The sequence below is a fragment of the Microvirga aerilata genome (genome assembly GCF_016743775.1).
In the GTDB taxonomy this organism is placed as follows: Bacteria; Pseudomonadota; Alphaproteobacteria; order Rhizobiales; family Beijerinckiaceae; genus Microvirga; species Microvirga aerilata.
In genome coordinates this window covers 37791-49159 of record NZ_JAEQMY010000037.1, presented here as the reverse complement: position 1 = coordinate 49159, position 11369 = coordinate 37791, and the positions used below count along the sequence as shown (strand labels likewise).

At 62.6% G+C, this 11369-nt stretch carries 10 protein-coding genes; 4 read left to right on the top strand and 6 right to left on the bottom strand.

From position 1 onward, the window contains the following. From JKG68_RS20240 to JKG68_RS20215, 6 genes are all read right to left on the bottom strand, one after another. Window positions 1-494 (bottom strand): IS5 family transposase (locus tag JKG68_RS20240; RefSeq protein ID WP_246515643.1); only part of this gene is annotated, 494 nt, incomplete at its 3' end. Window positions 495-591: 97 nt separating this feature from the next. Further along, window positions 592-1944, bottom strand: a complete 1353-nt coding sequence (locus JKG68_RS20235) for an IS701 family transposase (RefSeq protein ID WP_202063128.1) — start codon at window positions 1942-1944, stop codon at window positions 592-594. A 27-nt stretch (window positions 1945-1971) separates the two neighbouring features. Next, window positions 1972-2265, bottom strand: coding sequence for a hypothetical protein (locus JKG68_RS20230; protein WP_202063126.1), 294 nt, complete (start codon window positions 2263-2265; stop codon window positions 1972-1974). Between the two features lie 1304 nt (window positions 2266-3569). Further along, a complete protein-coding gene (locus JKG68_RS20225; RefSeq protein ID WP_202063124.1) occupies window positions 3570-4400 on the bottom strand; it encodes a calcium-binding protein in 831 nt (276 codons plus the stop codon). A gap of 220 nt (window positions 4401-4620) precedes the next feature. Beyond that, on the bottom strand, window positions 4621-5931 hold the full coding sequence (locus JKG68_RS20220; protein ID WP_202063122.1) for an HlyD family type I secretion periplasmic adaptor subunit: 1311 nt from the start codon (window positions 5929-5931) through the stop codon (window positions 4621-4623). Continuing rightward, the gene (locus JKG68_RS20215) at window positions 5928-7766 is read right to left on the bottom strand and encodes a type I secretion system permease/ATPase (RefSeq protein ID WP_202063120.1); all 1839 of its coding nucleotides are present in this window, start codon (window positions 7764-7766) and stop codon (window positions 5928-5930) included. The genes JKG68_RS20220 and JKG68_RS20215 overlap by 4 nt, the downstream gene beginning before the upstream one ends. 581 nt (window positions 7767-8347) lie before the next feature. On the opposite strand from JKG68_RS20215, the gene JKG68_RS20210 reads away from it, so the two are divergent. The 4 genes from JKG68_RS20210 (at window position 8348) to JKG68_RS20195 (ending at window position 11289) form a co-directional block, all read left to right on the top strand. Beyond that, on the top strand, window positions 8348-8488 hold the full coding sequence (locus JKG68_RS20210; protein ID WP_202063118.1) for a hypothetical protein: 141 nt from the start codon (window positions 8348-8350) through the stop codon (window positions 8486-8488). A 514-nt stretch (window positions 8489-9002) separates the two neighbouring features. Then, complete coding sequence (locus JKG68_RS20205; protein WP_202063116.1) at window positions 9003-9671, top strand: LuxR C-terminal-related transcriptional regulator; 669 nt, start codon at window positions 9003-9005, stop codon at window positions 9669-9671. Between the two features lie 64 nt (window positions 9672-9735). Beyond that, complete coding sequence (locus tag JKG68_RS20200) at window positions 9736-10731, top strand: type II secretion system protein GspK (protein ID WP_202063114.1); 996 nt, start codon at window positions 9736-9738, stop codon at window positions 10729-10731. Between the two features lie 27 nt (window positions 10732-10758). Further along, window positions 10759-11289: a prepilin peptidase gene (locus tag JKG68_RS20195; RefSeq protein ID WP_202063112.1), complete on the top strand. Its 531-nt coding sequence runs from the start codon at window positions 10759-10761 to the stop codon at window positions 11287-11289. Window positions 11290-11369 lie beyond the last annotated feature (80 nt).

Below are 11369 nucleotides of genomic sequence, written 5' to 3'. Positions count from 1 at the left end.
TCTCGTAAAACGGGTCTTCGGCATGGAGATCCTCCTGCTTCATACAGAGCTCTCCACTTTCTCGATGCAAGTCCAGTGATCTTCTTGCCGGCATCAAAGCCGCGGGGTCCACCGGCTTCCGTTGTCTTGACCGATTGGCTGTCGATCACGCCGGCCGACGGGCTCGTCTCGCGTCCAGCCTTCTCGCGGGAGGCCGCAACAAGAGCATGGTTGATCCGCTCAAACGTGCCGTCCCGCGACCAGGCGTAGAAGTAGCCCTGCACAGTTGTGTACGGCGGGAACTCCTTCGGTAGCTGGCGCCATTGGCAGCCGGTCGAGGCGAGATAGAGGATGGCATCGACCACGGCCCGCAGGCAGGTCATGCGCGGGCGCCCGATCCGGCGAGCAGCCGGCATGAAGGGTTTGATCAGCGCCCATTCGGCATCCGTGAGATTACTTGCATAACGCAGCCCGCTCCGCCGATTCTGTCGGCGAGTGGCCTCGGTCCAGACCATCGTGACCTCCATCGAATCTTCGCAAATCCGACGGAATCACAGAGGCTTGAGGCCACTCAACCTTTTTCGGTCAGGCTCTTAGCTCGACTTTGGCCAGTCAAGCGGCATGGCAGAGGGCGTAGGCCCAGGCGTCCGGCAGAGCAAAGCGGACTTTCGTGCTGTCGCTTCTGCGGCGTGAGGTGACGAAAGCCTGTTCGCGCCAGATCGCCCGGCGCACCGCTGCGAGGGTGTCACTGAAGGTCGGCTGCGGTTTGCGGTACCATGCCGCCTGCTCAACCTGGCGACGTTCGCGTGCTGGAAGGCGGCTTGCCATCAGCGTCACGATCGAGAATAACGCGAGCAGGCAGGGTGTCGTGCGAGCAATCGCCTTGTCGGACCACTGGCGCTGCGTCTCGATGCCGAGGTGTGATCGGGCCTCCTGAAAGGTGACCTCCACCTGCCAGCGCCGCACGAACCAACGCACGATCTGAGCCGGGTCACGTGTTGGGTCGGTGCAGAGGAGAGCCTGAGGCGCGAAGCGGTTCAAAGGATCGCGGATCAGCACCCAGCGGATCGGCACGACCGGCAGACCGCCGTGCTGCCAGACAGCCGTCGCCGAGGTGATCTCGATCGTGCGCTCTGCGGCCCCATACCAACCTGGCACACGCACCGTCCGCCAGTGGGTGCTCGTGGCAGCAAGAATCTCCGCCAGTGTGGGCAGACGGGCACCCTTCCTGCGTGGGCGTCCGAGCGTCCCCGGCAACCGCATGGGTGCCGGCTCGTAGAGCGCCGCATCCAAGCGCAGGCGCGTGATGGCCGTGATCCCACCGCGACGCATGGCATCAAGAAACAGCAGAGCGGAAAAGCCACTGTCGGTGACCAGGATGAGGTCGCGTCCGGGGAGCCACCGGCGGGCCTGCAAGGCCATTTGCCGGCCCCAGTCGAGGAGCGTCTTGTGGCGATGACCCCGCTCCTGGCAGAACCGCTCGGAGGGCGCCAGCGCCGTCAGGACTGGCAGGGCCCAGACGCGCCCGGCCCAGGGAATGGGGGCGAGCAGCATCAGGCTCATCCAGCGCAGGCCGCTCGTCTTGACGAAGTGCGCATCTGAGGAGCGTACGGGATCACGATAAATGCCCTTGGCTTTGATGCGCCGGCCACGGCGACGCTCGATGGTGTCGTCGATGGCGATGACCATCGGGCCGTCCGGCACGAAGGTGTCGACGAGCAGCCCCAGAAGGATGCGTGCGCCAGCTCGTGGGCACCACGCCGCTCGGCTGAGCACCCGATGGTAGTTCACGAAGTGCCGCTCACGGCTGAGCCCAGCGATGCGCAGCAGACTGGCTACTGTCCTTTGACCCGGTGCCAGAAGCGCGCCGATGAGCAGAACCTGAGCGTGCTTCCAGGAACGGTGGACGAATAGGGGCGCAAACGCGATGATGATCCCGACGAAGCGGGTGGGCAGGTGCGGCATGGCGGTGTCTCTTGGCCGGGACACCACCTACCTAGCCGCTACACCCGCTTCGTCACCTGCTCCCCTCCACCCGAAAATTGGCCAAAGTCGAGCTAAGAGGGCCTGGGCATGGGAGGCTGGTACTTCGGTATGCTCCTCGACATCCCCGTAAGGACCGGCGGTCCTGAGGATCAGAAGTGCCCTGGCCTCGTCGAGGCGCACCCAGGAGGTGCGGTCCTTCTGCTCCGGGAAGAAGCCCTCGATTTGGTGCAGGCCGCCTTTCTCCCGCTGGATCAGGCGGGCGAGTGACGAGGCGAGGAGAAAACGGCGGCGGATGGTCATGGAATACAACCGTGATAGGAATGAGCGGTATGGCTTCCGTATACGGCAGAGAACGCTTGAGGCAAGCCTTCAAGGCGAAACCTCATTGATGCCAACCGTCAAGGCAAATCGGCCCTAAATCGTCTGAGATAGATGTTATAAGAAATGTAAAAGTGTATATCTCCAAAACTTCTTACCTCGCAGTATCGATAACACGATATTTCTCTGATGATCTTTAGCGATAATCCTAGAATAAACGGCGATACGCGAGCCTGAACTCCCAGTGACGCCATTGTGGCTGGCGCTGAAGCAGAGGCTGCTGGTCGACATTGCCTGGCGTTTTGCCATCCTTTGAGCGGGAGCTCATTGTGATGATTTCCAAGAAGTTGCCTATAATAATACTATATGCTGTTTCGCGAATCCCGCAGATCGTTTGAATGTGGCCGAACCAAGCCACAGCCTCAGCCTCGTGCCGATGCTTCAATGCTCCTAGAGCCGAAGATCACGTCAGGGAGGGAGCATCACAGGAACAGCCCGCGAAGTGCCGTGCGCAGGATGGCCTCTGCGGTTGATGCGAAGCGGTCCGTCACACAGGAGTGACGCTGTCGGGTGTCGAACCAAGATGCGCCTCCGGCTCTAGAGCGGGCGCACTGCCTAGGAGCACCAGCAGCGGTCCGGCTTCGGGAGTCATCCTGTCGGTAAGTATCGGCCCCAGTTGGACGAAGAAGCGCCCCCTCGCTCTACAGCATCGCGAGCGGCAGGCCTGCGATACCGTCTTGACCGCGGGCTTCCTGCTCAAGGCGCATCCGCGCCCATGTCATCCCTCCACCTTGGATCAGACATGACTGCAGGCACGCGTGTCCTCGTCTCCGGCCTGGTTCGCTTTCTTAATGAATGGCTAGCGCCATGCGCGCACCTGCAGTCAGCGTTGTTTGGGCAATTTGGCAAAACGAACCGACGAGGAGAGTGCCGCGCCGTCGTCCCGCGGCTGCTTTTTCCATTTGCTGAAAATCTGAACTTCAGGAGAGCGCGAACAACCAGGATCCGCTCGCGTCAAGCAGGTAGCCCTGTAAGCAGAAGTGAGTGAATTGGGAGGCAGAACACCAAATCGCGCTGCACGTCTATGCCCAGTGTGGCAAGGGACAGCATGCTTGATTTCGTGGAACGAGCTTACGGAACTGGGTTCGCTTCCACCGGCTCTCCGTCTGAAGGTCAGCGGCCGGCACCATGCCGGATGCACAGGTCACGCGAGCGGCGACACGAGAGCCGACTCCGAGATCTGTTGCCCGAAGCTTCCCTGTCCGTCAGAAACCGCCAGCCTTTTGTCAGATGACAAAGAGATCGTCGTACTTCAGGGCAAGCCCCTTCTTGAGCTGCGCGAACTCAACCGCCTTGCCCTTGCCGGATCCGTCGGCATCGTAGGAGAGAACGCCGATCTTCCTGTTGTAGATCACGTAATCGTTCTTGTCCTTGGCCTTGCTGTTGATGGTAAAAAAGCTTTTCTTCAATTGGACGGGTGCTGCATCCGAGCCCATGCCGAGCTTCTTGAACACTGCATTGTCGAGCCAAATGCTGTCATCCGTGACCTTGAAATCGGTCACGTTGTCCCGATTCGACCTGCTCGGCTTCGTGCTGAACACGAAAGCATCCTTACCGCCGCCGCCGAACAGCGTGTCGTTCCCCAGACCACCATTCAGCTTGTCGTTGCCCGATCCGCCACGGATGCTTTCTTTCGCCCTGCTCCCGTTGGTCACCAGGTCGAAGGCATCGATCGTGAAACTGCTCGGAACACCGATGGCAGCGAGATCGGCAGGCGCGTAGGTGCGCTCATTCCCGGCGCCGTCGACCACATACACACTCAGGATCGTGTATGGGCCTACCTCGGTTAAGGGCGACAGGTTCCATTGCAGTGTGGACCGCCCGTCACCAAAGGAGTCGACCGTTCCGTCGAAATACAGCGTGTCGCTCACCCATGTCTGACCATCCGCATCAAGCTGCGTCACAGGCTTGCTCAGCGATACTTGGATCGCGCTGGTGCCCGCGCCCCCCGTGTCCTCGGCGTCAGCTGTGAGCGCGATTGCTCGTTGGACACCATCGGAATAGATGACCGACGGGAGGCCCAGGGACTTGAGAACGGGTGCAATGGTGTCGGCCATCTCTCGTTGGTCCTCTTGAATAGCAATGGCTCAATCTGAATTGTTACGGCCTCTGTGCGGCGGACGAAGGTCTGAGCGTGAGGTCCATCACAAGGTACTCGACTGTCAGCCATGCTCTGATCTTGGGCATAGGTCATGATCAGCGGAGGGTCGGGATCAGTCGGCCCGACCAGCCCGCGCCGGACAATAAGCTTCGCCTGATCCGCTTGGAGCACGGCGTCTATTCCTCGCGGAACGCACGGCTGAGATGATCGGCCAGGGGTTTGGTCAGGTAGGAGAGCACAGTCCGGTCGTGGGTTTGGATGAAGCTCTCAACCGGCATACCCGGCACCAGCCGAACCGCGCCGATCTTTTCCCGCTCCCCTTCCGCGAAAGCAATCCGCACCGGATAGTACTCGAGGCCGCTGTGTTGATCAGTGACCCGGTCGGCTGCGATGAGGCTCACGCGTCCTTTCAGCTCCGGCGTCGTGCGCTGGTTAAAGGCGGACAGGCGCAGCATCGTATCCTGGCCTGGGCTCAATTGATCAATGTCCTGGGTTGCGACCCTCACCTCGATCGACAGGTCGTCCGACTCCGGCACGATCAACATCAGCGGTTCGCCCGCATTGATGACGCCGCCGACAGTATGCACCATCGACTGGTGCACCACGCCGTCCTGCGGCGCGCGGATATCAATCCGCTTCAGCTGGTCGAGCGCCGCCACCTGACGCTCGACCAGTTCGGCCGCCTTCGCCTGGACCTCGCGCAGCTCTTTCGACACCTCGCTTCTCAGCTCCTGGTCGATCTGCAGGATCTGCAGCGCGGTTTCACTGATCCGGCCCTTGGTCTGAGCCATCTCCGAGATCAGCTGCCCGCGCTCGCCCTTCAGCCGCGTCTCCTCGCGCTTGAGGGACGTCACGCGCGTGATCGGAACCAGGTTTTTGCGCCACAGCTGCTCCACGCCGCCCAGTTCGTCCTGGATCAACTGGATTTCATCGCCTTTCGCCGACGCCTGAAGCTTGAGCCCGTCGATCTGCTCCTGCAACTGCGCGATGCGCTCCTTCAGCTGGGCCTTCTGCCCGTCGCGCGCAACACGCCGACTGTCAAACAGGCGCAGCTCCCCATCGAGCAGAGTGGCCAGGTCCGGCTCGGTCCGGCGCTGCTGCAGGGTTGGGGCGAACACCACAGCATCACGCCCGTCCCGCTCCGCCTCCAGCCGCGCCTGACGCGCCGTCAGCTCATCTAGGCTCTTGCTGACCATGGCGAGGTTGGCCTTGGCCACCGTCTCGTCCAGGCGCACCACCACGTCGCCAGCTTGGACACGGCTGCCGTCACGGGCCAGGATCTCACCAACCACCCCGCCGGTGGGATGCTGAACCTTCTTGACATGGCTGTCGACCACCACAGCCCCGCCGGCGACCACGGCGCCGGATAGCTCCGTGAGAGCCGCCCAGCCGCCGAGGCCTCCGACCAAGGCGAGCGCGGATGTGAGGCCCAGCCAGGCATGACGGCGGATCGACTGGCGGGCATTGAGTTTGGCTGTCTTGGTCACGAGGCAACCCCTACGCTGGGAGCAATTTTCAAACCGGGATTCGACGCTGTTGCTGAGGAGGCGCCTGCTCCGGGCGCAGGCGCCTCGGTGCGCCGCCCAGCCCACCGGGCCGGCTCGCCTGCGGGTGGCACTGGCTGGGCTGCGGAAGCGCCGGCGACCGGGCGCAGCACCTTGCCGAGGATCTCTTCCTTGGGGCCGAAGTTCTGGACCTTGCCCTCGGCCATGACCATGACGAGATCGACACTCGCAAGGGCGCTCGGGCGGTGCGCGATCACGATGGCGATTCCGCCGCGCGCCCTGACGCTCTGGATAGCCGCCGTGAGCGCCTGCTCGCCTTCGGCATCGAGGTTGGAGTTTGGCTCATCCAGGACCACCAGGAAGGGGTCCCCATAGAGCGCCCGAGCCAGGGCGATGCGCTGGCGCTGGCCGCCGGACAGGGCCGCTCCTGCATCCCCGACCTGGGTTTCATAACCCTCCGGCAGGCGCAGGATCATTTCGTGCACCTGGGCCGCCTTGGCCGCAGCCACCACCGCCTGAGGGTCGGGCTGAGGATCAAATCGGGTGATGTTTTGCGTCACTGTGCCGGCGAAGAGCTCCACGTCCTGAGGCAGGTAGCCGATGGAGCGCCCAAGCTCCTCCAAGTTCCACTGCTCCAGGGCAGCGCCATCGAGGCGCACCTTCCCGCGCCAGGTCGGCCAGACCCCCACAATCATGCGCGCCAGTGAAGACTTGCCGGAGGCGCTGGGCCCAACGATGCCCAACCCGTTTCCGGCCTGGAGCTGGAATGCGACATCCTGAATGGCGAAACGCTGCGACCCTGGGGCGCCGGTCCCGGCGTGCTCCACCGACAACAGCGCCTTCGGGGCCGGCAACTTCAGCGACTCTTCGGCGGCCGTGGTCTTCGCCAGTTGCTCCTTGAGCCGGCGCCATCCCTGGCGTGCGCTCACGAAGCCCTTCCAGTTGGCGATTGCCAGATCAACCGGGGCCAATGCCCGCGAGGTCAGGATCGATGAGGCAATCATGATGCCGCCGGTCGCGCGGCCATCGATGACGAGGTAGGCGCCCACCGCCAGAACAGCGGATTGCAGCAGCATGCGCAGCACCTTCGACATGGCGCCAAAGCCGCCAGCCACATCGGACGTGCGTTGTTGATGCGCTAGATAATGTCCGTTTGCCTCGCTCCAGCGACCCCCGATGCGCTTGGCCATGCCCATGGCATGCACCACCTCGGCATTGCGGCGCGCGCCTTCGGCGATACCGTTGCGAACCAGGGCGGCGCTGACAGCGGCCTTGGAGGCGGAGCGGGTCATGACCTCGGTGAGCAGGGTCAGGACCACCAGCAGCGCCGCGCCGCCAAGAGCCAGCCAGCCAATCCAAGGATGGAAGGCGAAACAAATAACGAGATAAAGCGGGATCCAGGGGAGATCAAACAAGGCGGAAGGACCGCCCCCGGCGAGAAAAGCCCGGATCTGGTCCAGATCCCGGAGAGGCTGCTGGCCATCCCCCTCGACGCGGGACCGGAGCGGAGCGGCAAGCTGGCTTTGAAACACCGACTGGCTGAGGTCCTCGTCGACGGCCGCACCGACCCGCGCCAAGATGCGGCCGCGGATCATTTCAAAAACGCCCTGAAACAGGTAGAGCGCCGCGACAATCACACAGAGGCCCACCAGGGTCGGGATCGAGCGGCTCGGCAGAACGCGGTCATAGACCTCCATCATGAAGACCGAACCGGACAGGTAGAGCACGTTGATGAGACCGCTCAGGAGGGCGACCCCGAGAAAGGCACCGCGGCAAGCCGACAGGATGCTGGGTGGGCGTTTGGGTGACGGAGGCATCACGATATCCTCGCTGAAGGTGTTCACAGATACGATTGCTGGAGCATAAGAAAATCGGTTCGCCGGGTGCTTTTAGGGGCTGAAGCTCCCGGCGAACCGCCGACGATGTCTCGAGCCGGGCCCGTCGGGGGGGGACGGTGCGGCTGTGAGATGCGTCGGAAGGGAAGAATAAGGAAAGCGCAGAGGCGTGATCGCACACGGACCAGCCATGAAAGCCTCCGCACGCGACCGGGTCGGCGAGGCCTCGTCGGCCTCCGGGCCGAGGCGGCCCCAGTGGCGCGCTCGTGATTGCACACCATCTGCCTTTCGGACGTTGGCCATGGCCCCCTCGCCTGCCTTCGTCCTGGCTCTACCGTGCAGTATCACGCCGCGCATCGTTGCCCCCGGTCCGGTCATGTGGATCAGTGAGATCAAGATTGACTGGGGAGGTTCCACGAAACCACCGTCCGATGGCTGATGGCGCGTGGTCTGAGGTCTGAGTAAAGCCGCCACAAGGATGACCGGCCGTCCGACTTTGGTCCGGGCTTTCGGACGTCAGGGCATCGACTCCCGAACCTTTGACGGAGGTCGACGAAACCCCGGTGACCAACGCCAACACGGTGCGGGTCTGCGCGGCATCGATCACCCGTGCGCCCCATGGCCTCATGCCGAAACGGAGCGCCACGGTGCAGAAGAGTGTCGGGCCAGCCATTGGCCGCGTCGGATCAGAACGCGTTGCCTAAATCGCCGTTGCAATTCGACGGGCGCATGTTCGTTGTGCGAACCCACCAGCTTTGCAAATTGGCCAAAAGGCGATTTTGCCGGATGCTCGGATGCTTTGGTCGTTCATCGGCCCTGTTGTTCAATGACCTCGGCTTGGGCTTCACCTTTAGGGATCATGTCTCATCCATTGTCCCTGCAGCTCATGGGCGAATAGAAGGTATGGCGCCAGGCGGTATGCACCCATCTTTAGGGTTAAGTGCCAGGGGACAGTGCTGAATCCGCAGGAGTACTACCAAATTGGCACGCATCGACGATGAATACCGCCAAGGTGCAGTTTGAAATAAGGCCGGAATGTGTCGAAATAGGAGTGCATTCTTTCAACCAAGACGTACTTCCTTCCCGCTCCTGGGTTCAACCGTACAGGACAGATCTTACGAGAAGGTTACGAGATTGGACACGGGAGGGTGTAAAGGCCGGACGACTGGACTGAGGCAGGGGCCTCGCAGGCGCTCGGGCGTTGAGTAGGGGGATGAAATGGAGACAAAGATCCGTGTCGCAGTGATTGACGAGTATCCGCTGTTCCGGGATGGGGTGAAGTGTGGGCTCGAAAGGCATGCCGACATTGACGTTGTGGCGCAAGGTGCGTCGGCTCAAGACGCCATCCGCATCGCGCGGGAATACGAGCCGCATGTGATCGTGATTGACCTGAGCATCCTGGGCAGCACCCTCACAGGCGCCGAAGACACCCTTCTTCAATATCCTGTCACGAGCCTGCTGGCGCTGGCCACGGCGGCTGGGGAAGAGCAGGTGCCATCTGCGCTCCGCCGCGGTGTGCGTGGCTTTCTCATGAAGGGATCCAGTGCACAGGAGCTCGTGCAGACGGTGCGTGCCCTGACGCGTGGTGAATATTATGTTGCGCCTGCCGTCGCTGCGAAACTTCTGATGCGAGACGACAGCGGCGCGGCCAAGGTGGTTCCGGACCCCAGTCCCTTGTCGGAACTCACCGTGCGGGAGGAGGAGATCCTGTCGATCCTGGTCAAGGGATGCAGCAACAAGGAAATTGGCAGCCGGCTGGCCTTGAGCGAAAAAACGATCAAACACCATGTGACCAGCATCCTCCAGAAACTTCAGGTCCGCAACCGGGTCGAGGCGGCACTTCTGGCAGCCGGCAAGATGCCTGCTGGCATCGCTCTGCGGCAATAGGGCAGCTGGCTGCTACCTGAGCGGAAACGCAGGTATTCTCGTTCGCTATCCAGGTCGAGGCACGATGCGCTGGACCCATCTGAAGAGCCTGCGCTGGCGGCATTGCAGCCCGCGAAACCGCCTCGCAGGCGGGTCAGTCCCGCGCGACGGGACACATGCCCGTCAGCGCATGCGCCGGGTGGCGGCCGCACCCGCCCCGCCACGCGCAGCCTCGCAAGACGGGTTTGCCCTCGTTTCGGCGATCTGGGCCATCGGCGTGCTGTCGCTGTTGTTCGTCACCTACATTGCGGCTGCCCGGTACCGCGCGATCGAGGCCTTGCACCTTGCTGAGAGCGCACGCGCGGAGATGCTCGCACAAGCGGGTGTCACCCTCGGCCTGCTCGATCTCCTCGCTAGGCCCTCCGCTGCGGGCTCATCAAGGCGGTTCGGTCATGATGGACGTCCTGTGACATGCACCTTGGGTGCGTCGAGGGTTGCCATCTCCGTTGCGGACGAAGGTGGAAAAATCGACCTGAACACGGCTGTTCCGACACTCCTGGCAACGGTTCTGAACCGATTGGCGCCGGACCGTCAAACGAGCACCCTGGTGCTGAAGAGTATCCTGGATGTGCGCGAGGCAGCAGCCACGGCTCAACGTGCGCGGGGCATCGCGTCTCCCGAAGCCGCAGCTTTCAGAACGGTGTTCGAGCTCGGGCAGGTTCCGGGCATGGACCAGCGCCTGTTCCAGGCCATGTTGCCGCTGGTGACGGCACATTCGGGCAGCACCGGGTTTGATGCTGAAGTGGCTCCCAGCGCTGTTCTTGCAGCTGTGGCGGCCGACGGATCTCCAGTGTCTCGCACCGAAGCAGGCGGTCGCCTGCCCCCCTCTTATCTTGCAGTGTCGCCCGGCAGGGCTTTCGTGATCAGCAGCGAGGTGGTGACGGGGCTCGGGGCTCGTTACGCCCAGGAGGCTGTCGTGGAGCTATCCGATGCGCTAGGGGACGGGTATGCCGTCAAGGAATGGCGCACCGGGCTCCAGCGTGATCTTAACAAACCCACCGCTCGCGCTTCCAACTGTTGAACAAACCGCGCCTGACAAGGATTGTCCATGACGTTTGATGTCACCCACGTTGCCGCACTCGGTGTTCTTGTCGCCCTGGCGCTGGTGGTGACTGTTATCGATATCCGCTCCCTGATTATTCCCGACGGCATTAATGTGGCGATCTTCGTAACAGGTCTCGCAGCGTCGCTCCTTCTCGACGTGGTTGATCTCAGATCGGCCTTGGCGGCGTCAGCGCTGGCCGCTGCACTCCTGGCTCTTGTCCAGGTGCTGTTTCGGGCCTCACGCGGTTATGATGGCCTTGGTTGGGGGGATGTTAAGTTCGTGGCTGCCGCAGCGACCTGGACGGGACTGGAAGGCTTCGCGCCGGCCCTCTTGGCAGCCTCTGTATCTGCTCTTCTGTGCGTTTTGGGGATGCAAGCCGTTGCCGGATCGTTTGATCGCCACCGCCGCATCCCGTTCGGCCCGTTTCTGGCTCTTGGCACAACGGCCGTGGCAGGCTTTCAGCTTCTCGCCTCTGAACCCGCGGCCGAGACCTTGGATACGTGGTTGATGAGCCTGGTTTCGGGCTGGGCCTGAGGCCGCGCCGGCCGCGTCCTGAAGAAGGGCCCTGCAAGCCGAATACCGTTTTCAGGCTCGGCTGGTGTCTCGCTGTGTGC